The organism is Nocardia sp. NPDC050175 (genome assembly GCF_044459885.1).
Taxonomy (GTDB): Bacteria; Actinomycetota; Actinomycetes; order Mycobacteriales; family Mycobacteriaceae; genus Nocardia.
Map to the genome: position 1 here is coordinate 188,297 of NZ_JBITJI010000005.1, position 21,010 is coordinate 209,306.

Sequence of the window (21,010 nt, forward strand, 5' to 3'; positions counted from 1 at the left end):
TAGGCTGGTGGTACAGCGGTCCAGACTAGACCTCGGTGCCGACACGCGATACCTGCCGCTGTTCGAGCTGGTCCAGCAACACATTCGCGACACGCTCTTCCGGCACCGCCGTGCCCAGTCGAATCAGGTGTGCCGAGAGATCCGGATCCCAAGGCACCGGCGTTACCCGCCCGACGGAAGGGCCCGCACCACCGACCGCGGCGAGATAGTCGACGCTGCTCATCCGCCAGGGAATGGCACCGACTCTGGCGACAACGTTTGCCGCGATGCGCAACCCTTCACCATCGAAATCGCCGTGATAGTGCAGCTCCGCTCCCCCGGCGCTCAGCTGCTGAAGCAACCGCACGCCGGCGCTGCTCGGCCACCCGGACGTGCAGATCATCGGCGGGCATCGAACTCCGAATCTGGCCAGTGCCAACGCAAGCAGGCTCGGATTTTCGACCACCCAGACCCGGGTCGGTGCGCCGACGATCTGGGTGCATGCGCGGAGCTGCTGCAAAGTCAGCGCGGCGGCCTGCCCTGCCTCCGCACAAAGGTGCAGGATTTGCCCGATTGCCGCGCGTTCGGTGGTGATACGCAGCCCAGCGGTCAGAACTGTCGAGGACAACTCGTCATCGGCGATACCGGCCCGGTCCCACAGCGCGCGAAGGCCACCGGCATCCGACGGTGGATCGACGCCGTAGAGCGCAGCCAATGCGCGGACCACCGTCGTATGCAGTCGAGTGCCCTCGTCGAGGCCGTGTGGATCGCCGAGCACCGTGTCGGCGAACACCGGAAGCGGACTCCCGACACCAGGCAGTTCCCTCAACACGCAAAGGGCGTGGTCGAGCAGTTCGCGTGTCCGTTCGACCGATCCTTCGATGAGTCCGGTCCGCCGCGTCGCCACTACCCAGGCCGCCAGCGCGGGCTGTGCTTTTACGACCTCATGCCCAGACAGCCACTCCCACAGCCTATTTCGCGCCGCGGTAGCGCCTCGACGTTCGGCGGCACGGTCGCCGATCGGTCCCACCAGCTGTGCTACGACTTCGTAGGCGGTGCAACCGGTGACATCGTCGAGCACGTCATCGAGGTGGGCCAGCGTGACGGTGGTGTACTCGCCGGGGAGCCGCAGGAGTCCGAAGAGATCCGCGATCGCGCCTCGCTGCTCCGCATCGAGCGGCCCGACCCGCACCTTCTGCACAACGCGGCCCGCTGAGAATCGCTCGTGCAGTGCCCGCCACAGCGGGTTCAATGCAGGTGACAGCTGCCGAACGCGACTTCGGTCGGTCACCCGTCGACCGTCCACTTGCCCGGCCGGGTCCTCGGCGTTCATTCGCCGATCGTAATTCGTTGATGCGGCTGCCGATTGCTTCGGCTTCGCCGACCAGCAACGACACTGTGCGATAGTTAACAATCAGCAAGCCTTGTCTATGGCGACTCGCCGACTTAGGTTTAACCTATATCGTCATTCGGGATAGCTATCGTCAGCGGGTCTGCGAGGCATCCACGATGTCTCGTGACATGTCCAAAACCCGATCTGATGCGCGGTACCACCGTGCCAACAGGCCGAATCGAAGGTGGTGTGCGCATGAATGTATCGACGAAATTCGTTGCCGTGTCAGTGCTTACGGCCGCCATCGTGGCGGGTTCACTGACCACGGCGCAGGCCGACGACGAGCCGGCCGGGCTGCACTACACAGCACAGGCAGTCGGCGGCTCGATGACCCTGACCACAGACGCGGGCTCGCTCGATACCGCCGACGACCGGCTGGAGATCCGCGACGACGACGGCAATCTGATGGTCGCGTTCCCTCTCGGCTACTACCGGGATAACCAGCGGTGGCCGATCGCGGCCCGCATCGACGGCAACACCGCCACATTGACACCGAGTGTGGACCCGGCGAGCGCGACACCGGCGCCGGGCACCACCGACCAGTTGAACGACATCGCCCTGGACCCGCAGTCTCCCGCCTTCGGCGCGGCGCTGTCGACCTTCTCCACCATCATCGGCATCGGCACCGCACTGGGCACGGTCATCGGCACCCTCGTCGGCGCCTCCCTCGGCTGCTTGCTCGGCGGCCTGCTGGTCGGCGGCGCCGCAACCCTCCCCACCTTCGGCGTACTCACCATCCCCGGCTTCCTCGGCGGCTGCATCGTGACCGCCATCCCAGGTGCCGCCCTCGGCGCCATCGTCGGCACCATCGTTTTCGGTGTGCCCGCGATCATCCTCGGCGGGATCCTGCTCGGCGGCGCACTGGCCGCCTAGAGAGCCTGGCCACCCGATAAATCACCTAACCTGCCTCAACACGCGACGATCTGCTCGTCGCTGGATCAGGTCATAGCACCCCACGACCGACGAGTATGACTTCAAACCCGCCACGAAGGTATCGCCTGAGATACTATCGAACGCGATAGTATCTCTAACGGAAGTCAATGCCGGGGAGGCGTCGCGTGGTCGACTTCATCGGACGTCAGCGCGAACTGAACACTCTTGACGCCGCGCTGACCGGGGTAGAGGCAGAAATCGGCACGGCAAAGCCGGGGCGTTGCCTGATTCTGCGTGGACGACGCAGAATCGGAAAGTCTGCGTTAGTGGAAGAGTTCGTGCATCGGCGCCGAGTGCCGAACGTCTTTCACACCAGTGAGATCGGGTTCGGCACTGACCCATTGACGGAGTTCGTCGACGCCGTGCGCAGCTCCTCTTTGCCAGACGCCGAGGTATTCGCCGAGGCTGTACCCGGCAACTGGACGGCCGCGTTCCGTCTACTCGCGAGCATTCTGCCCGACGACCATCCGTGTGTCGTCGTGATGGACGAACTGCCGTATTTGATGGACCCCGCCGGGGCGTTCGAGAGTGTTCTGCAGCGAACCTGGGATCGTGAACTGTCACGCAAGCCGGTGCTACTGATCCTCATCGGCTCCGATCTCGCGATGATGCACGCACTCACCTCATACGGACGACCATTCCACCAGCGCGGCACCGAGATGCGACTCGGCCCGCTCAACCCCAACGACGTAGCTACGATGACCGGCCTGGAACCGGCGGCCGCCTTCGACGCCACCCTGGTGACAGGGGGGCTGCCCGTCATCTGCGCGCGCTGGCATTCAGGCGAAGATATTTGGGAGTTCCTTTCCCGAGAGCTCGCCGATCCGGTGAGCCCGTTGGTCGTTTCCGCGCAACTGTCGCTGGCCGCCGAATTCCCGGATCAAACCCAAGCCCGGCACGTCTTGGCGGCGATCGGCAGCGGCGAGCGCACATTCACGAACGTCGCCAGGGCTGCTGGCGGCATCGCACATTCCACACTGTCCCGTGCTACGGAACTGTTGACCGACAAAGGCATCGTCGCGGCGGAGCTGCCGATCAGCCTCACGCCGTCCAAGGAACGCCGGTACCGGATAACTGACCCGTACCTGCGCTTTTGGCTGACGTTCCTCGGCCCGAACCTCGCCGAATTGGACCGCATGCGCCCCGACCTCACGCTCGAGCGAATTCACCGCGGGTGGACAAGCTGGCGTGGCCGCGCCGTGGAACCGCTGGTCCGGGAATCACTGGCGCGCCTGTTACCGGCGCACGGCATCCCGGCAGCCCCTGCCATCGGTGGATACTGGACGCGAAGCAACGATGTGGAAATCGACATCGTTGGCGCGGACAGAGAGCCCGTCGCACATGAGCTTTACTTCTTAGGTTCAATCAAGTGGCTGGAGAATTCACCGTTCGACAACCACGACTTGAGCGAACTCCAGCGTCACCGCTATCGAGTCACCGATGAACCGGTCCCACTGATCGCTGTCACCCGATCCGGCGTGACAACCGGACATCTCGACGCAGTGTTCACACCTGCTGACCTACTTCAGGCATGGGAACCGCGAGGTTGAAGATCTAGGACTTCAGACAGATGCAGCCCAGGATCTCTACACACGTGGCGGGTGAGTCATCGTCGAGCCAGTCCTGGATAGGCGCCAATCCGGGATCGAGAATGTCGAATCCGTCCAAGTGGGACGCGATTTCGGCGCGCGAGCGCAGCGCCGGAACGGCTGAACTGCCTTTGGTCGCTGACATGGCCTGTCTGATGAAGTTCGCGTCGGAGTCAGTCGAGGCATGGGTGACGATCAGGTAGCTGCCCGAAGCCATGACGGCACGCAATCGGGCGATGATCTCGGCAGGATGTTCGTCGTCCATGATGAAATGCAGGACGCCGACGATCAGAAACGCGACCGGCTGTGCGAAGTCGATCAGCCCTTCTGCGGCCAGCCGGTCGATGATCGTGTCGGGTTGCCGGAGGTCGGCCAACATCGGCGTATCGCCGGACGAACTCGACACGGTGGCGTGCGCGAAAACAACAGGGTCGAAATCGATTGAGACCACCCGCGCAGACGGGTCGATCTTGCAAGCTACGTCGTGGACAGACGGTGATACCGGGATCCCCGCACCGATATCTATGAACTGCTTGACGCCTGCGTCGGCGGCCACCCTGACACCCCGCAGCAAAAACCGACGGCTCATCTGCGCCAACGCCTTCGAGTCCGGCGCAACCTTCAGCACCCGCTCGGCGAACTCCAGATCCGCGTCGTAGTAGTCCTTGCCACCAAGCATGTAGTTGTAGATCCGCGCCGAACTCGGCTTATACGGATCGACCCCCATCGGCTCCCGCCTGAAGTCCGACACCCCACCTCCTCGGTAGCGCGCCGATCCTAGCAAGGCGGTAGGGGCCAGCCTGGGCGTTCACGCAGGATAGGCACGACACTCAGCCTTCAACGGCCAGCCCAAACGCATGCCACGGTAACGGATTCTGGAGCGTTGGGCGGCCGCGGTCGGAAACACAACGCCTTGACATGCCGGTGAGCAGACGGCCGGCCATAGCTTACTTTTCGTACCGCAAACGCAGTTATGGATTCCTTACCTGTAGTTTTCGGCGCAATCTCTGACTGCCGCGCCGCTGATCCAGGCAACCTGGCGGTAGTGGTCGGCTCATCGGCGCCGAACGATAGTGCGGCATGAGCTCAAACTCGAGAGGGAGTGAGCCGGACCGGTAGGTACTGCGGAGCTGCGGTGAGAATCGACTCGGTCAACGGGAGGGTGGCGGGGGCGGCGGCGAGGCAGAAATCTGGGTAGCGCGCGAGCAGGGCCCGCAGTGCCACTTGTCCTTCGAGTCGGGCCAGTCGTGCACCGATGCAGTAGTGCATGCCGAGGCCGAATGCGAGGTGGATCGGGCCGGTGCGGTCGGCCAAGTGCACGTGCAGGGGGTCGTCGAAAACCGCGGGGTCGGTGTTGGCCGCGCCGAGCCCCACGATGACGACCCGGCCCGGCGGAATCTCCACCTGCCCCAACAGCAATGGGGCCGTGGTGTATCGCATGGTGGCGAACGGTCCTGGGCTCAGGATGCGAAGCACCTCCTCGACATAGGCGTCGATGCGATCCGGGTCCGCAATAAGTTCGTCGCGGATCCCGGGTGTCAGGAGCATGATGCTGTTGGCGATCAGCCCGCGGGTGGTTTCGTACCCGGCGGCCAGGAGCACGGTGGTGTTCGTTGCGATTGCGCGATCGGCCGCGGTGATCTGGTCGGCGGTCGGCAGCCCGGCAGTCGCGGGGTCCGTTGCGACCGCAGCATCACAGCGAATGATCAACGTGCCGAGCAGGTCTGCCGGCAACGGGTCATCCGGTGTCCAGCACGCCAGGTCGGCTCGCTGTCGACGGTGACGCACCTGCTCCATCAGGTAGTGGGCGAACTTCTTGCTTGCGCGAGCGCGTTCCAGACCCGGGCTCTGGGACAGCAACATCGTCTGCACCCATTCGCCGAATTGCTGGTGATCACTGGCCGGCACACCGAGGATTTCGCAGATCACCTGCACCGGTAGCGGTGTGGCGTACGTGGGTAGCAGATCGACCGGCTCCTCGGCCGGGGCGAGGTCGATGAGCAGTTGCTCGGCGATCTCCTGCACACGCGGCTGGAGTGCCGCCACGGTCCGGGGCGTGAACGCGTCGGCCACCAGCGCCCGCAGGCGAGTGTGCTCGGGCGGATCCGACCACGGCAGTCGCTCCCCCAGCGCAAGCGCAGGCAACGTGAGCTCAGCGAACTCCTTGACCTCGGGGCTGGTGGTCGCGGCGGGATTCTTCCGCAGGCTCTCCTCGCCCAGCGCCTGGCGGGCCAGCTTGTAATCGGTGACCAGGATCGCGGTGCCACCACCGGGGAACGTCACCTCATGGACGCCGCCGGCTTCCCGCAAGCTCGGATAGATCTCGTACGCGCGGCGGAAGAAATCACCGGGCAACTGCACCCGCGGCGGCGAATTATGCGAGGTGGTCATCTGCGAGCCCCTGCTTGTCTCGATCGGCACAGGCGCGCACAGTGGTGCCCTCCCCTGCAGCAAGGGGTCAACCCCGCCACAGACGATCATGCAACAAAAACCGCAACAGGTTCCAGTTTTCCGCCCTCTCGCACCGAAACCTGCTGAACCGCTGACCAATTGGGTTCGGATCACCGCGTGCTACACCAAGTGTCAGCGCGATCTGACAAAACCCAGCACACCTCCCGGGGCTGGGATCTAATTCCGGGAGCGCAACCGCATCCTGAGTCCAGCGGGCTTCAGAGTTACGAGCTCATCGACCTCGAGTTGATACTTCGGATCCGGCTCCAGGTCGAACGCGCACAGCACGTGCGCCAGGGTCAGGACGATTTCGTGGATAGCGAACTGGCGCCCTATGCACGAACGCAATCCGATACCGAATGGCTTGTACGCTCCCGCCGTGCGCCGCGGGGTTGCGTCCGGGGCGAACCGATCCGGATCGAACCGGTCGGCGTCGGGTCCCCACGCGCGTTTGTCACGATGGACGGCGAGGAGATTCACATACACCCATTCGCCGCGCCGAATGTAGTAATCGCCCAGGTGTGTGTCCTGTTTGGGGCGCCGGAAGTATCCGCCCGCAACCGGCCACAATCGTAGAGTCTCGTCGACTACTTGACGTAGATACTGAAGCTTCGGCACTTGCTCGTAAGAGAGTGTCGTCGGGTCGCCACCGGCGACGGTGTTGACCTCCTGGCGCACCCGTTCGACGATGTCGGGCCGGCTCCCCAGCGCGTGGAGCGCGAAAGTCAATGTGCCTGCACTTGTTTCGTTGCCGGCAATCAGAAAGGTGAGTACCTGGTCCCGCACGACCGTCCGCGACAGTCGTTGCCCGGTGGTCGGATCCGAGATTTCCATCATGCGCTGCAGAAGATTTGGGGGTTCGGCGGCAGCCGTCCGGCAATTATCGATCATGTCATCTGCAATGCGCCGCAGCTTCGCGACGTCGCGCTGGTGGCGGCGCAGGGCGAATCGACCGATCGTCGCATCCAGGAACTTGATCGAGACCGGTCGACTGGCATACCGGAGCACGTCGAGCATCAGTTTCACGACCGGTAGTCGATGCTCGGCGGACGGCTGGTCAAGCTTCGTGAAGCTGTGCCCGAATCCCGCGCGGGCGATGACTTCCAGTGCCATGGAATTCATTTCGCCCACTACATCGACGGAATCGCTGCTGCATTCCCACCTTCGTATCAGCTCGCCGACCACCTGCACCATCACGGCGTGATACCCACGCATCGCCTCACGAGTGAACCCCGGCACGAGTACGCGGTGCGCGGCCCCCCACTGCGGATCCTCGGTGGCCGCGGCAATCAGCCCGGTGGGTACCACTTTCCGCAGACGCCGGATCGGCGGCCCGAACTCCTTCTCCCACAGGGATTCCGATTGCACCACGTCAACGAGGTCCGCGCTGTTGACGACTACCATCCGCATCGGACCGAACCGCAACTCGTAGATCGGGCCGACCTTCTCCGAAAGCTTGGCCATCGACTGAACCGGCTTACGAGGGTTCATCGACAACACGTCACCGAGCACGGGAAGTCTGCCAGGCGGGTACGGAAACTCGTTCACAGCGCGATATTTCCCTTCGATCGCGGAACACACGATACGGATCCAGGCGCAAGCAAGCCCGCTTCCGAATCTAGCCCTCGATGAATCCTGGGAGGTGACCCTGACAAGCGGACACAGGCTTCTCCGCCGGCATGCATCGGCCCTGTACCCTCGCCCGACACGACCGTCCTTGACTCCGAGGCGGCGAGTCTGCTCGGCCAGGACTGCGGGCTGGATGTCCCAAGCCTCTCCCGCGAGCTGGGCTCGACCAGTCCGGAACTCTTCAGAGGTGCTGCGCGCGTCCGGGAGGCAATTTCTGGTCACCGTACTCGGATGGCAGCCAGGCGCCAGCCGCCGCGAGTGCGGGTAATGCGTGCGGCCAGTGCGAAATGGCGGTGCCCGCGGTCGTACGCGGCGAACAGTTCCGCCGCGACATCGTTGACCATCACGACGTCGACTCGGGTCAGTATCGCCACGCCTATCGCGCGGCCCGGCACCAAACCGCCACTGACCAACGTGCCTACCGCCGACACCACCGACGCGTCGGCCATGGTGTCGAGGTGTGCGACCGGTCGGCGGCGATCGAGCACCTCGAGCGCGAGTCGCAACGCACGACGCGCGAATTGCCTTGCATCGCTATCTGATTCATCGATCAGCCGCGACCCGACCTGCCCTGGGCGCGGCGCGCGACACGGATCAGTCCGGTCGGCCCGCCGACACCGGTCGCCGTGCGCTGTCGGTCGAGGGTGACAAGACGGGCCCGCACGCAAGCCCGCCACCCCCGCACATCGCCGATAGTCCGCCGGTGGCGGCTCGATATTCGGCACCGGTGACGGCGCGACAAATCCATCCACTTCGAATCCCCCTACGCCCACGTCGCGTCCCCCGCGATCGGATCGCGAAAGCATCCCACGCACACCGATCCCCGTCCACCTACCAAGCGACCACTCATGTTCGGCCATACAACTGGGCGAGCCCGTCCGAGTCCTGATCAGCGCGCTCACGAAGCGCACCGCTGAAGCCGACACCGCATGTGCTCTGGCTTCGTCGTCATCCGATTCCCTCAGTCCTTAGGACTGCACTCCTAAGGACTGCACTCCTGACGGGGCAGCACCGGCCGACGTACCTGGATCGAGTACGCCACTCATCCGAGACATCAACGACCAGCCGTGGCGCGCAGATCTACTTGGCGAACTCCTCCGGCTTCTGGCGAATCCATACTCGCCGCCTTCTGCGACTTCGACACATCCGCAACACATTCCGGGCGTTGCCCATAGATTGGCGTGCCTGTGTGCTAAGCCACCGCCCCAGAAGCACGGTGCTAATGTTGTTGAGCAGCAGCATGATCGGTTCCGGACTACCAGCTGTGGTGTCCGATCGCGACCCGCTGGGCCGCACATTGAGAGAGGTGGGGGTTGTGGCCAATCCTGAAGTGCCGGAAGGGATCGACCTGAGCAGGCCCAGTATCGCGCGGGCCTATGACGCGGTGTTGGGCGGCAAGGACAATTACGATGTCGATCAAGCAGTGGCTGATCGGCTTCGGGAGACCATGCCCCAGATCGGCGAACTCGCCTGGTACAACCGGGCGATCCTGGGCCGCGGTGTGCGATACCTGACCGGCGAAGCCGGGATCCGGCAGTTCCTGGATCTCGGTGCGGGATTGCCGACAATGGAGAACACCCACCAGGTCGCCCAGAGCGTCGACCCGAACGCGCGGGTGGTCTACGTCGACATCGACCCGATCGTGTTGGCGCACGGGCGAGCCCTGTTGGCCACCAATGGACTCACCAACGTGGAAACGGCCGATCTGCGCGACTCGGCGGCGGTGTTGGCTTCGCCCCGGGTCCAGAAACTGATCGACTTCACCGAACCGGTGGCGGTGATGCTGGTGGGCATGCTGCATCACCTGCACGACGACGAGGACCCAAAAGGCATCGTCGACGCGTATATGGATGCGGTGCCGTCGGGCAGCTACCTGTTCCTGACCCACTTCTGCGATTCGGGTCCCGAGGCTCGTGAACTCGAAAAGACGTTCCTCACCTTCCTCGGCACCGGCCGCTTCCGCACGCACGACGAAGTCGCAGCCTTGTTCGACGGCCTCGAGATGGTCGACCCCGGATTGGTTTACCTGCCGCAATGGCGCCCGGACCGCATCGTCCGCGACAAGCTGACCATCGCCGAACGCCTCATGATCGGCGCGATCGCGCGCAAACCCTGACCTCGGCGGCCCGCGCGCGTAACTCCAGCGCGCGGTGCGCCGCCGGTCGTCACGGCAGGGCCGCGAGAAGCTTCTTCAGCACGGCGGGTGTCTCTTCCGGTGGTGCGGCATAGACCGCACTCAGGACGTCCATCAGCTGCCGGTAGTGCTGCAGATCCGATCTCTTGTCCAGATAAAGTGCGCCCGTGAGCTGTTCGAGGTAGACGATGTCGGGCAGCTCCGATTCGGGGAAACGAAGCATGCTGAACGAGCCGCCTTCGGCCGGAGTGGGACCAGCCGTCTCCGGCAGCACCTGCAGGGTGATGTTCGGCCGCTCGATCAGCTCGAGGAGATGCTCCAGCTGATCGCGGGCAATCCGAGGGTTCGGGGGTTGCCGGCGCAGCACATGCTCATCGACGACCGCCCACACCGCCGGTGCGTCCGGTTCGCGAGTCAGGATCCGCTGCCGTCGCATCCGCAGGTCGACCAAGCGCTGCGCTTCCTGCGCCGAGTCGAGCCCGAAGATGTATCGGGCGTAGTCGGCGGTCTGGAAAAGGCCCGGGATGTAATGGGTTTCGTAGATTCGGATGCGCTGGGCGGCCTGCTCCAGGCCGACGTACGTTTCGAACCAGGAGGGGAGCAGGTCACTGTAGCGATGCCACCAGCCGGGCTGGTTCGCCTGTTGGGCCAAGTCCAGGAAGCGCTCACGCTCGTCCAGGTCGAGCACCCCGTACAACGTGAGCAAGTCCCCCATGTCACGTTCCTTGAACCCGGTCTGCCCCAGCTCCATACGCGTGATTTTGGTTTCGGACGCCCGCAGTGCTTCACCGGCGACGCGCCGACTGATATCGCACTCTTCACGGAGCTTGCGCAGTTGGCCGCCGAGCGCGATCCGCAAAACCGTCGGTCCCCTTGCGGCGGAGAGCTCCGGTACCACAGGACTTGCCTGTTCCGGCCTGATTGCCATCAAGTCGTCTCCGATGTTGTGTCGCCGCCGATGCGCGTGGGAGCCACGTCACAGTAGCCACGCCAACGAAATACTTTACAGCATCAGGCTATCGAGGCTGCCGTGCTTGATCGCCCCAACCAACGCATCGAACTCCGCACGGGCAAACGTCAGCACCGTTCCTTGTGGGTACCGCGAATTGCGCACTCCGATCCGATCGGCCGAAAGCTGTGCCACCTCAACACAATTGCCGTGCGGACCACTGTATGAGCTCTTCCGCCAGGCGATTTCGCTCGAAGGTAGCTCGTGCGCCGCAGTTCTCTCCGACATGACACTCTCGACTTTCTGGTTAACGCCACTCCCCAAACACTGTACACACCAACGCACGTGCAGATGTACGTGCGTTCGCAGGTGCAGGCGCAGGTGCCGTTGCATCTGCGCGCGGTGTCTGAAACACTGTGATCGCCCCTATCGCTCCATGGGAGTGCGGCGTGGGCGGCCGAACGCTGTTGCACCACAGAAGGACACACGGCATGGATCGTCTCGACGAACAGGCAGGCGACTCGCTTCCTGTCCCGAGGACCGATGCCCATCCGCGCGCGCACTGCCGCCAAGTCGCGGTGCTGGCGAATGCCCGAGCGTGGTCGAGACACTCTGGGCGCGAAAGCTGCGCCACTTATGCTGGCGGACAAGCGAGTTCGGATTCCGCATCGACAACCACGTGTCCCTCAGCCGACCTGCCGAGTGCCTGCGCGCTCGCGGCCCGCAGGTCAGCGCACGAATCTTCCCGATGCCGGGGTGGCGTTTCCCCCGGCATCGGGAAGCATCACCGACCGGGGGAATTGCGATGAGACGCAGAGGACTACGCACAACCACAACGGCCGACGGACGGAAAGCCGCTGACTGGCAACTGATTCAGCGACGCCCATGGATTCTGCGGATAACACTGTTCAGTGACCCGGGCCCTGCGGTCGAATGGCCGGACAAACCGCTACCGCTGGCGCAGCCCGGAACGATCGTCTTCGACACATCCTCACTGGATCTCGCCGACGCGCGGGAAAAGCTACCGCAGCATCAAGACCTGTGGAACGCCGTACAACACGAGTTCTGGACAACCCTGTTCGATACCAGCGAGCTCCCCGCAGCCTCAGGCGACGCCTGACGAATCCGCAACCTGCACGAACGGGCCACTAGCCTTCGGCTGCCAACTGTCCGTATGCGGCGAAGGAGACGCGGCGGCCGGAATTGCCGGCGTAATAACGAGCGGCGTCGAGGATCTCACCCACGGAATGGGTAACGCGCCAGCGGCGACGTCGACCGGTTGCCCGACTGGCGCCGCCGAGCGGACTTTCCCGGAGCGGTCACGGCCGTCATCACCTGCCCTCGGCGCACCCAACCGACCTCCGCTAGGCCCGCCCCAGCAGTACAGACAGGAACGCTGTCAATGCCAACCCCGGTAACGCAATAAGCAGACACCCAACAGCGAGATTGGCGAACCGATACTTGCGCCGTGCCACTTCCGCGTTCACCCAAACCTGTTCCGCCAGTTGCTCGATGAAATCATCTGGCCGCCAACTCAGCTCCGATATCGCTCGTATGTACCTGTCCCGGGTGATACCACGATCCGCCGCGAAACCTCCGAAATAGAGCAGGTTGAGCGGTGCGTCGCCGGACTTCAACCGTGGCCACAGCACGCACGCCGCACAGATACCGGACCCGACAACGAATAACGCACTGACGCAGGCCACAACGAGAACCACGACGATGACCTCTCCAGCTCGTGGTTGGACCACGACGAAGAGTATCTGGCCGAGAACTCCTGCCGCGGCAAGCGTGGCTATCGCTTTGGTTTCGGCATGCTTGATCAGTAGGAGCACCAAGTCCAGTGTCTTCCAAGAATTCTCGAGACCGTCTCGGCCTCCATTCATCCGCCGCAGCGTGATGCGCCATCTATCGGCCACTGATCTTCGCATCGGACTCCATATTCCCTTCATCGATTTCAGTCCGCTTCATCGCCGTCATCCGACAATCCTGCCTGGATCTCCTCGAGCTGTTCGTCGAACGGAAGCACGTGAATCGCTGCCGTTGTGTCGTCGATCAGCCGGTTGATCAGGCCGTCCAATTTGTCCGGATCGACGTTCACATAGTCGGCCCCACCGCGGCTGAACCACTCCTTCAGCACACTGACGTATTCAGTCACAGCATGTTTCGCCGCCTCCCGTCGACGCGTCTCGTCCCGGTCCGCGTCGTCCCGCAACCGGGTCGCGAGCTCTTCCGATGTCAGTTCCCCGCTGATATACGCCAAATAGAGCGCGGATTGTGGTCCTGCTCCCAGCTTTTCGAGGTGTTTCTCGACCTCGTCCAGGTGTGAGCCACGCAGTCCCGCTTCCAGTTTCCGCTCGCGCTGCTGGCGCAACTCTCGTCTTTCCAGACCATGAGCTTCAAGTGTGCTTGTCAGCGAGTAGACAAGGCTCGCACGTTCTGCCGCCAGGATCGTCGATTGCCAAATTTCTCGTCGCCTGCGCTCGAAGAACGTCAATTCGGACGGCATCAGCACTTCGACGCTCGACACCCTGATTTCGATGCCCGGTTCCACCGGTGGGTTATGCACGGCGTCATCAAGGAGCCACGCATTGAGTTTCCTGCGCACCGTGTTGATCTCGGCAAAGGTATGGCCATGAGCGAGCTCGGAGATCCGCTGATTCGCACGGAGATGCCCCTCCAAGAAGGAGCGGGCATCCGCTCGGCCGTGCTGCACGACCAGTATCGGATCCGTGACCGTACACTCGTAGGTGACCTGAATGGTGAAAGTCGTTGCGTCGGCGGCCGGTACCACGATCTCGACGACAACCGGGGCATGCAGGCTGATATCGACGAGACTAACGTGCGTCGCCGCCACTACGACACTATCCGATGCCCTCATCTCCCCTTTGTCAACAAAGAACTCACCGTTGGCTCGATAGACCAGGACCTGATGCGCACTCGGTCTCGGTAGATCCTTCATTTCACGTACCCTTCGGCGCAACGCTCGCCGGGGAACCCTGTCGAGATGCCGTTGGTCGAGAATCGGATATCGCATCTCAATACCTCAATCCACGTGGTCAATTGTCAATAGTGTCAACATGATTCGCACCAACTCAGCGACGCGCACTTCGCGCTGAGCCACCTTTGCGGACACTGTGGTATGCCGGATGGCCCGCCGCTTCGAGACCACAGCGATGCGCTGCCGGTGACGGAACGCGAGGTTGTGTGCGAGCATTCGGCGTTCACGCGTCGGCAGTATCCGAGTGAACTCCGCGGCGAGCGCCCGGGCGGTTTGCTCGGGTTCCGTGCAGATCTCGGTGAGATCGCGGAGGCCGTCGAGCAGTGCGTCGAGCGCCCCTTTTCTAAAGACACTGCCGCGCAGTGTAATAGCCCATAGTCGAACGACCGGTTCCAGTCCGCCTGGGGTATTGTTCAGGTGGCCGAATACAGCCGATCGCTCCGTGACCCCGTCTTGAACCGCAAGCGTCTCAGCAATCGCGCATTCGACCAGCAACCGACTCCTCGGACCTAGCCGCGCATCGCGGTGCTTGCTCTCGAGAAAGACTAGAACCGTGTCCGCCTGCGGGGACCGCGTTGCCAACCTCGCGAACAGTTCTGCCATTACTTGGCATCGTTCTACCGCGTCTTGGTTGCCGCTTCGAACGATCAACCGCCACAACTGTCGAGTCGCTTCCTCGGGGTACCGGACTCCGAGGACACCGCTCAAGGCAAACGCAGCGGTCCACTTCTGGAGGGCAGTGCCTGATTCGGCCCAACGCACCGCGATCTGCAGTGCGGCAGGCGCTAACACCGTGCCCGCACACATATCCCAAAGCAGGAAGATCGCCATATCCCGGCAGGCAAAACCATGCTCGCCACGCGACCAAGGTTCGAGATAGGCATCAGCGACCTCATCGAAGGAGATGCTTGCGAGCATCAGCAGGGCTTCCGCGATCGTGCGCTCGTGCAGAGTCGCGTCACCTTCCGGGGAGCCAGATAGGGTATGGCACAACCAATCACGCACCGTGTTCCAGAAAGCGACATCCATCCGTAGCCATAACTCTGCGATGACATGCTCCCGGTACCTGCTTTCTCGGAAGTCGACGAAGGACCGTGGTGTGATGCCTGATTCGACCGAGAGATGCAGCAGGGCTTTGTCATCGAGCATGGCGCTGCGAAGTTCCGGGATTGTATCGACGCGCTGAGGAGACGAGTCGGCGCGCTGAGAGGACGACTCGGGCTTATCATCCGATTTCGCCTCAGTGTGCGCGAAGCGTTGCTCTAACTCAATCAAGCACGATTCGAATGTGCGCTGCCCGCAACGGCCGAGAAAAGCAGCGACAGTGACGGTCAACAGATTTCGTCGCGAGGCCTGCCCGACCGTGTCGAACCATTCGATCACCCGTTGATGGGCACCTTCATCGAACACCTCACTCAGTACCATCGGCTCGGCCCCATCTCCGCTCAGCACCACGATCTGCCGCAGGTCCGCGAAAGCGAACTCGGAAGGCACCCATGACTCGATCTCGGCGATCTTCACATCGAACTCGGCATCGGTGATGTCACTCGACCCCAGCCAAGCCCTGAGAACAGCACGCGTATCCGGGCGCTGCCAACCGACTCTGGGAACGAACTCCGAGTCTCGTCCGGTGGTCACCGGTCCGGTCACCACCAACCAAGCGCCGCCATCACAGACCTGATCGCGAACGGCATGCCACTCGTGCTCGGAGTCCGCCCGGCGGCCGGTGTGTTCGCTATCGGTCACCAGGTATCCTCTGCCTACCTCGTAGTCATAGGTAGCAAGCTGTTTCGCCGACATCGTCGGCGGCAGCGCGATCAAAGGACCACTCGCCAGTTCACGCAATAGCATCGTTGCACCGGCCCGTTTCCCGATGCCGGACGGACCTTCGAGCACGATGGCGTGAGCGCGCTGTAACGCCTCGAATGCATTGCTGAATGCTTTCGGCCGGACATACCCCAGGGCGAGATCTTCGATATCAGAGTTGTTGAGCTTCCCTGTCAATGGCCCCGGAGTGGCTGACGGGTCCGAGACGCCGAACCGAGAACCGGACGCTTGGACCGTGCCGTTGAAGTACTGGTTGAAGTAGACCGTGCGCTTTTCCGAACTACGATTCGAATCATGCTTCGGTGGCTTGTCATCGGAGGCGTCGCCCCCTGGACTCGCTGCCGGCGATTCGGGTGTGGACGGCGACTCAGCAGACGTATCGCTGTTCGCCATTTTCCCAGCAGGCTGCGGACTCTCGGCACCGACAGGTTGCTCGCTGTGCGAAGGATCCGGAACGGCTTCCGCAACCTTTTCCTCGGAGTCGGTCATCGCTCGTTCCACACCATTCCGATGACGCCGTGCGGCATCGCGACGTTACCGTTGACCGTTGTCGACACAGTGGCTTGTCTACCGCCGGACGATGGTCCGGGCTCGGGCGACCCACTACCGGCTTGGGTCTCGGTGGCACCCGGATCCTCGTCGCCTTCCATCGGCGGGAACTCGACGGCTGACATGTCATATCCAGGCAGGAGTAGGTACGCTGATTCGGCGAACTCCTTATGCCGGACCGGCACTTCACGAAACGCAGTCCTGGGAAGTGCGGTGTATCTCGGCACCACCACGTCGTTGAACACCTGAGCAGAGATAATCACCGCCAAGTTCGCTGTGCGCATCACGCGCAGCGCATTCTTGATCTGGGTGCACTCGACTAGGCGAGAAACAACGACGACCCCCTTCCCCACATACCCGTTGGCCCCGGGAGCCGCAGCGCCAAAATGTATTGCGAGGCGCAAGCGCAGTCGCGCCTCGTCCTTCAGATCTTCGTTGTGCCGTGCGAGCGCTGCGCTCAACTCCCGGACAAAGTCATCAACGATTACCGGCTCTCGATCGGACTGATCGGCAGGCAGAATCGCCAGTTCCCCGTCCCCGGCTTGTTGCTTCGCCCATTCGGACCTATCGAGTCCTGCCTGGGCAGCGGCACGGTCCAGTACAGCAAGTAGACCGGTCTGGATTGCTCGATGACGCTGATCGTCACCGGCCCCGTAACCGACCGCGTCCACTGAAAGCAGTACTCGCAGACTGAATTCTGTATTCCTGGCCAAGGCCGCCGTCCTTCCTCAACTGATGCGCCGAAGGCGGTTCCGCACTGCCGCACTCGCATGAACACTCCGAGCGTGACATGGTTCGCATACCGAGACCCCGGATAAATCAGGACTCTGCTGCGAAGTTCAGAAGTCGTCGGCGTAAGCCCGCAAAAGCTCGAGGTCAGTAATCGTGACGGCGCGGTACGCCGTGGATACCAGGCCCCGTGCACGTAGCTGCCGTAAAGCCGAACTAATGGTGTCCTCACGTGCCCCGATGAGCGCGCCGAGCTCCGTCTGGGAAAGCCGAACGCCGAGCTCGTAACCGCCCGCGACCGCCTTGCCATACTGTTCAGCAAGTTCGAGCAGCACCCTGGCCAATCGGATCGGTACCTCATATCCTGCGAAGTCGAGGCGGCGGCGGTTTGCCCAGTCAAGTCGATCCGCGATCATTCGGCACAACGCCTCCCACCCGTCGGCGCGGCTGTTGAGGAAATCGAGGAAGTCGCGTTGCGCGATGGTGTGCACGACCGCATCGGTGCAAGTGGTCACCGTCGCCATGCGTGGCGTGCCACGCAGTGCCGCGAGTTCCCCCACCACATCGCCACTGACCCTGATACCGAGCAGACCTTGCTGGCCACTGCGAGAAGCAGCGGTGATCTTCACGCAGGCCGACCGCGCCGGATCATGAGACCTCAGTAACAAAACATGGTTCCGCAGATCACCCTGGCTGATCAAGACAGTACCCACCGGAAACCGCTGCGGTCTCGCCAATCCGAGCAGGTCACGGCCAGATTCCGTGGTCAGCCGAGCCATCAGGGTGCCAACGGGCCACGTCGAGCTGTCCATGGTGAACTCCTCCCCGACAACTCCTATCGCCGAGTCTTCAACAAACACGTTCAAGAAGCACTCTGCGAATCCGCCCCGCCGTTCCGCACCACGACGCCGTCGCGGACACCTTGCCTGTGAAAGATACTGCAGATCAACAACGTTGGAGTGCTTTCCAGTACTGCCACGAAAGCAGGGTTCAGCGGGATGACACTGACGTGCACTCACGAGCCCAACGCCTTGTGCAGCATCTGCCCAAGCTTGTAGTTGGCCAAGGGTTCGCCCGTAACTACCTTCCTACAAACGAGTTGACCTGCGGAAATACGTGCGCGTCGTCCCACACCGTCCGTCGGACGCCGACGGTAAGCTGACCAGGCGAGCAACATGCCAATAGGGAGGGAAGATGCCAGAACCAACAAACGACCAGCCGAGGTACCACAAGCCTGTCGCTGTGCCCGAGGATCTGCACCTCCTTACCGGCCCGACCAGTGGCATCGTCAATCTCCCGTCGCATCTCGACTGGTCCGGCCACGCCGAATACGACCTGGACCGTCCCGGCAGAATCGTCGACCTCTACCGCACAGTGATCAACGAAGCCGCCAACCCAACCGACCTGAACTCCTACCTCAACGAAGCAGTTCTCAAACGGCTCTGGTCCTACATGTGGCTTCCCCTGCAGATCAAGCGCGCCTGGGAAAACCGGTTCCCCGAACTCGCGCAACTCAGCCGACTGGCCTCGGCGTAGGTATCCAGTGGAACCACGCCATCGCAAGTTGGCAGAAATCGCACTCGCGGTAGCCGGCAATCACGGCTTCGCCCTCGCTGGCGGCTACGCCATCCGTGCCCACGGCATGGGCAACCGTCCCAGCGGCGACGTCGACCTGTTCACCGACTGGCACCGCCGAGCGGACTTTCCCGGAGCAGTCAAGGCCGTCATCGCCGCCCTCGAACAACACGGATACGTTGTCGACACGACAATGAACGGCGACACATTCGCACGTCTCCTGGTCTCCTCACCCACCGAATCCAACGCCAGCGCAGACAAACTGGAGCTGTCGGCCGACTGGCGAGCGCACCCTCCGGTCCTGCTCGACATCGGACCGGTCCTGCATCCCGACGATGCCGTCGCCAACAAGATGTGCGCACTCTACGGGCGAGCACTTCCCCGAGATTTCCTCGACATCGACGCCGCGATCACCAGCGGCCACTACAGCCGCGATCGACTGCTCGAACTCGCCGGGAACGCAGACAACGGCTTCACCCCTCGAATGTTCGCTGACGCACTTGGCGCACTCAGCCAGATCACCGACGACGCATTCGCGGAGTACGCGATCCCGCTCGATCTCATTACCCTCATGCGGCGACGATTCGCTGACTGGCGACAGGAACTCTTGGCCGAGTAGGAACAGCCCGGACCGCACGCTGACGCGGCAATCTAGCCTTCGGCAGCGAGCTGCCCGCAGGCAGCGGCGATTTCCTGGCCGCGGGTGTCGCGGACGGTACACGGCACACCCTGCGCATTAACGCGCCGAACGAACTCGGCCTCAACGGGTTTCGGGCTGGCATCCCACTTGCTGCCCGGGGTCGGGTTCAGCGGGATCACGTTGACGTGCACGCGTGAGCCCAGCGCCTTGTGCAGCTTCTGCCCGAGCAGGTCCGCGCGCCATGGCTGGTCGTTGATGTCGCGGATCAGCGCGTACTCGATGGAGACTCGGCGGCCGGACTTGTCGGCGTAGTAGCGGGCGGCGTCGAGGACCTCGGAGATCGGCCAGCGGTTGTTGACCGGGACGAGGGTGTCGCGGAGTTCGTCGTCGGGGGTGTGCAGGGAGACGGCGAGGGTAACCGAGAGGTTTTCGTCGGCGAGTTTGCGGATGGCGGGGGCCAGGCCGACGGTGGAGACGACGACGTTGCGCTGGGAGATGCCGAAGCCGTCGGGGGACGGGGAGGTGATGCGGCGGACCGCGGCGACTACTCGCTTGTAGTTGGCCAGGGGTTCGCCCATGCCCATGAAGACGATGTTGGACAGGCGGCCGGGGCCGCCGGCGACCTCGCCGTCGCGCATGGCGGCGGCCGCGGCGCGGACCTGGTCGACGATTTCAGCGGTGGACAGGTTGCGGTTCAGACCGCCCTGGCCGGTCGCGCAGAACGGGCAGGCCATGCCGCAGCCTGCTTGGCTGGAGATGCAGAGGGTGGCGCGGTCCGGGTAGCGCATGAGGACGCTTTCCAGGAGGGTGCCGTCGCCCGCGCGCCACAAGGTCTTTCGCGTCTCGCCCGCATCGCAGGCGACGTGCTTGACGACCGACATCAGCGGCGGGAACAACGCCGCGCCGATCTTTTCGCGCACCGGCGCGGGCAAGTCGGTCATCTGTTCCGGGTCGGCCTGCAGCCTGCCGTAGTACTGGCGGGCGATCTGGTCGGCGCGGAACTTCGGCAATCCGAGCTCCTCGATGGCCGCCCGCCTGCCCTCGGCGTCGAGGTCGGCGAGGTGCCGGGGCGGCATGCCACGGCGCGGAGCATCGAAAACGAGGGGCAGGGAGACGGTCATAGTTCCTCCATTCTCCCATCTGGGCGAATAGGCCGCACACTCGCCCGTGCGCTGGCGCCTCCGACATGACCAGTTCGTTGCCGGGAAATACGTGTAACTGTCATAGCAGTGGGCAATGATCGGGATATGTCCACCAATGCTGACCACCTGCCGGATCCCGAACCGGCCTTCCCGGACGAGCCGATCACCACGGCTCCCCCGGCAGCCGGGCCGCCCGCCACCACCACCCCACCGGCGGTCCCCGCCGCCAAGCACCGCCAGTCGCTGTCCTCGCGCACCGGCAACACCTGGATCGGCCTGATCGCAGGCGCACTGATCCTGATCGTGCTGCTGGTCTTCATCCTGCAGAACCTCGACCAGGTCGACGTCAGCCTGTTCTTCTGGCACTTCTCCCTGCCACTCGGCGTCGCCGTCCTACTGTCGGTAATCGGCGGCGCGCTGGTCATGGCCCTGGTCGGCGGCGTCCGCATCCTCCAACTGCGTCGCGCCGCGAAGAAGTAGTCGCGAGTAG

At 63.3% G+C, this 21,010-nt stretch carries 20 protein-coding genes; 7 read left to right on the top strand and 13 right to left on the bottom strand.

What is annotated here, in order from left to right; translation table 11 throughout:
• Positions 1 to 25 precede the first annotated feature (25 nt).
• Positions 26 to 1,312: a TIGR02679 family protein gene (locus tag ACIBK2_RS18620; RefSeq protein ID WP_396968774.1), complete on the bottom strand. Its 1,287-nt coding sequence runs from the start codon at positions 1,310 to 1,312 to the stop codon at positions 26 to 28.
• 255 nt (positions 1,313 to 1,567) lie between these two features.
• Between ACIBK2_RS18620 and ACIBK2_RS18625 the strand changes: the two genes are divergently transcribed.
• Positions 1,568 to 2,245: a hypothetical protein gene (locus ACIBK2_RS18625; protein WP_396968775.1), complete on the top strand. Its 678-nt coding sequence runs from the start codon at positions 1,568 to 1,570 to the stop codon at positions 2,243 to 2,245.
• A 185-nt stretch (positions 2,246 to 2,430) separates the two neighbouring features.
• Entirely contained in the window at positions 2,431 to 3,855 is a 1,425-nt protein-coding gene (locus tag ACIBK2_RS18630; RefSeq protein WP_396968776.1) for an ATP-binding protein, read from the top strand.
• A gap of 4 nt (positions 3,856 to 3,859) precedes the next feature.
• On the opposite strand, the gene ACIBK2_RS18635 is transcribed toward ACIBK2_RS18630, so the two are convergent.
• From ACIBK2_RS18635 to ACIBK2_RS18650, 4 genes are all read right to left on the bottom strand, one after another.
• The gene (locus tag ACIBK2_RS18635) at positions 3,860 to 4,645 is read right to left on the bottom strand and encodes an SAM-dependent methyltransferase (protein ID WP_396968777.1); all 786 of its coding nucleotides are present in this window, start codon (positions 4,643 to 4,645) and stop codon (positions 3,860 to 3,862) included.
• A gap of 335 nt (positions 4,646 to 4,980) precedes the next feature.
• Positions 4,981 to 6,285, bottom strand: coding sequence for a cytochrome P450 (locus ACIBK2_RS18640; protein WP_396968778.1), 1,305 nt, complete (start codon positions 6,283 to 6,285; stop codon positions 4,981 to 4,983).
• A 237-nt stretch (positions 6,286 to 6,522) separates the two neighbouring features.
• A complete protein-coding gene (locus ACIBK2_RS18645; protein WP_396968779.1) occupies positions 6,523 to 8,196 on the bottom strand; it encodes a cytochrome P450 in 1,674 nt (557 codons plus the stop codon).
• Positions 8,193 to 8,834 carry an Rv3235 family protein gene (locus tag ACIBK2_RS18650; protein ID WP_396968780.1) on the bottom strand — a complete coding sequence of 214 codons (642 nt, stop codon included), beginning with the start codon at positions 8,832 to 8,834 and terminating at the stop codon, positions 8,193 to 8,195. Before ACIBK2_RS18650 ends, ACIBK2_RS18645 begins: the two co-directional genes overlap by 4 nt.
• A 455-nt stretch (positions 8,835 to 9,289) precedes the next feature.
• Here ACIBK2_RS18650 and ACIBK2_RS18655 point away from each other — a divergent pair, with 455 nt between their 5' ends.
• Positions 9,290 to 10,090: an SAM-dependent methyltransferase gene (locus tag ACIBK2_RS18655; protein ID WP_396968781.1), complete on the top strand. Its 801-nt coding sequence runs from the start codon at positions 9,290 to 9,292 to the stop codon at positions 10,088 to 10,090.
• Between the two features lie 49 nt (positions 10,091 to 10,139).
• Here ACIBK2_RS18655 and ACIBK2_RS18660 read toward each other — a convergent pair whose 3' ends face one another.
• Positions 10,140 to 11,036, bottom strand: coding sequence for a helix-turn-helix domain-containing protein (locus tag ACIBK2_RS18660; RefSeq protein WP_396968782.1), 897 nt, complete (start codon positions 11,034 to 11,036; stop codon positions 10,140 to 10,142).
• Between the two features lie 75 nt (positions 11,037 to 11,111).
• A complete protein-coding gene (locus tag ACIBK2_RS18665) occupies positions 11,112 to 11,450 on the bottom strand; it encodes a DUF397 domain-containing protein (RefSeq protein ID WP_396968783.1) in 339 nt (112 codons plus the stop codon).
• Positions 11,451 to 11,862: 412 nt separating this feature from the next.
• Here ACIBK2_RS18665 and ACIBK2_RS18670 point away from each other — a divergent pair, with 412 nt between their 5' ends.
• A complete protein-coding gene (locus ACIBK2_RS18670) occupies positions 11,863 to 12,177 on the top strand; it encodes a hypothetical protein (RefSeq protein WP_396968784.1) in 315 nt (104 codons plus the stop codon).
• Between the two features lie 244 nt (positions 12,178 to 12,421).
• On the opposite strand, the gene ACIBK2_RS18675 is transcribed toward ACIBK2_RS18670, so the two are convergent.
• The 5 genes from ACIBK2_RS18675 to ACIBK2_RS18695 form a co-directional block, all read right to left on the bottom strand.
• Positions 12,422 to 12,892 carry a Pycsar system effector family protein gene (locus tag ACIBK2_RS18675; protein ID WP_396968785.1) on the bottom strand — a complete coding sequence of 157 codons (471 nt, stop codon included), beginning with the start codon at positions 12,890 to 12,892 and terminating at the stop codon, positions 12,422 to 12,424.
• Positions 12,893 to 13,014: 122 nt separating this feature from the next.
• Entirely contained in the window at positions 13,015 to 14,019 is a 1,005-nt protein-coding gene (locus tag ACIBK2_RS18680; protein ID WP_396968786.1) for a hypothetical protein, read from the bottom strand.
• Between the two features lie 84 nt (positions 14,020 to 14,103).
• The gene (locus ACIBK2_RS18685) at positions 14,104 to 16,374 is read right to left on the bottom strand and encodes a hypothetical protein (RefSeq protein WP_396968787.1); all 2,271 of its coding nucleotides are present in this window, start codon (positions 16,372 to 16,374) and stop codon (positions 14,104 to 14,106) included.
• A complete protein-coding gene (locus ACIBK2_RS18690; protein WP_396968788.1) occupies positions 16,371 to 17,147 on the bottom strand; it encodes a hypothetical protein in 777 nt (258 codons plus the stop codon). The genes ACIBK2_RS18685 and ACIBK2_RS18690 overlap by 4 nt, the downstream gene beginning before the upstream one ends.
• Before the next feature lie 126 nt (positions 17,148 to 17,273).
• The gene (locus ACIBK2_RS18695; RefSeq protein ID WP_396968789.1) at positions 17,274 to 17,975 is read right to left on the bottom strand and encodes a Crp/Fnr family transcriptional regulator; all 702 of its coding nucleotides are present in this window, start codon (positions 17,973 to 17,975) and stop codon (positions 17,274 to 17,276) included.
• A gap of 382 nt (positions 17,976 to 18,357) precedes the next feature.
• On the opposite strand from ACIBK2_RS18695, the gene ACIBK2_RS18700 reads away from it, so the two are divergent.
• Together ACIBK2_RS18700 and ACIBK2_RS18705 are read left to right on the top strand one after the other, a co-directional pair.
• Positions 18,358 to 18,699, top strand: coding sequence for a hypothetical protein (locus ACIBK2_RS18700; protein ID WP_396968790.1), 342 nt, complete (start codon positions 18,358 to 18,360; stop codon positions 18,697 to 18,699).
• Positions 18,700 to 18,727: 28 nt separating this feature from the next.
• On the top strand, positions 18,728 to 19,357 hold the full coding sequence (locus tag ACIBK2_RS18705) for a nucleotidyl transferase AbiEii/AbiGii toxin family protein (protein ID WP_396968791.1): 630 nt from the start codon (positions 18,728 to 18,730) through the stop codon (positions 19,355 to 19,357).
• Between the two features lie 32 nt (positions 19,358 to 19,389).
• On the opposite strand, the gene rlmN is transcribed toward ACIBK2_RS18705, so the two are convergent.
• Positions 19,390 to 20,499: a 23S rRNA (adenine(2503)-C(2))-methyltransferase RlmN gene (gene rlmN, locus ACIBK2_RS18710; protein ID WP_396968792.1), complete on the bottom strand. Its 1,110-nt coding sequence runs from the start codon at positions 20,497 to 20,499 to the stop codon at positions 19,390 to 19,392.
• Between the two features lie 126 nt (positions 20,500 to 20,625).
• Here rlmN and ACIBK2_RS18715 point away from each other — a divergent pair, with 126 nt between their 5' ends.
• Complete coding sequence (locus ACIBK2_RS18715) at positions 20,626 to 21,000, top strand: lipopolysaccharide assembly LapA domain-containing protein (protein ID WP_396968793.1); 375 nt, start codon at positions 20,626 to 20,628, stop codon at positions 20,998 to 21,000.
• Positions 21,001 to 21,010: the final 10 nt, after the last annotated feature.

What these genes read in the sequence shown, in the direction of transcription:
- ACIBK2_RS18620 (WP_396968774.1), bottom strand. Translation starts at nt 1,312, where the DNA reads ATGAACGCCGAGGACCCGGCCGGGCAAGTGGACGGTCGACGGGTGACC.
- ACIBK2_RS18625 (WP_396968775.1), top strand. Translation starts at nt 1,568, where the DNA reads ATGAATGTATCGACGAAATTCGTTGCCGTGTCAGTGCTTACGGCCGCC.
- ACIBK2_RS18640 (WP_396968778.1), bottom strand. Translation starts at nt 6,285, where the DNA reads ATGACCACCTCGCATAATTCGCCGCCGCGGGTGCAGTTGCCCGGTGAT.
- ACIBK2_RS18650 (WP_396968780.1), bottom strand. Translation starts at nt 8,834, where the DNA reads ATGGCCGAACATGAGTGGTCGCTTGGTAGGTGGACGGGGATCGGTGTG.
- ACIBK2_RS18660 (WP_396968782.1), bottom strand. Translation starts at nt 11,036, where the DNA reads ATGGCAATCAGGCCGGAACAGGCAAGTCCTGTGGTACCGGAGCTCTCC.
- ACIBK2_RS18665 (WP_396968783.1), bottom strand. Translation starts at nt 11,450, where the DNA reads ATGCAACGGCACCTGCGCCTGCACCTGCGAACGCACGTACATCTGCAC.
- ACIBK2_RS18670 (WP_396968784.1), top strand. Translation starts at nt 11,863, where the DNA reads ATGAGACGCAGAGGACTACGCACAACCACAACGGCCGACGGACGGAAA.
- ACIBK2_RS18680 (WP_396968786.1), bottom strand. Translation starts at nt 14,019, where the DNA reads ATGAAGGATCTACCGAGACCGAGTGCGCATCAGGTCCTGGTCTATCGA.
- ACIBK2_RS18685 (WP_396968787.1), bottom strand. Translation starts at nt 16,374, where the DNA reads ATGACCGACTCCGAGGAAAAGGTTGCGGAAGCCGTTCCGGATCCTTCG.
- ACIBK2_RS18695 (WP_396968789.1), bottom strand. Translation starts at nt 17,975, where the DNA reads ATGGACAGCTCGACGTGGCCCGTTGGCACCCTGATGGCTCGGCTGACC.
- ACIBK2_RS18700 (WP_396968790.1), top strand. Translation starts at nt 18,358, where the DNA reads ATGCCAGAACCAACAAACGACCAGCCGAGGTACCACAAGCCTGTCGCT.
- rlmN (WP_396968792.1), bottom strand. Translation starts at nt 20,499, where the DNA reads ATGACCGTCTCCCTGCCCCTCGTTTTCGATGCTCCGCGCCGTGGCATG.
- ACIBK2_RS18715 (WP_396968793.1), top strand. Translation starts at nt 20,626, where the DNA reads ATGTCCACCAATGCTGACCACCTGCCGGATCCCGAACCGGCCTTCCCG.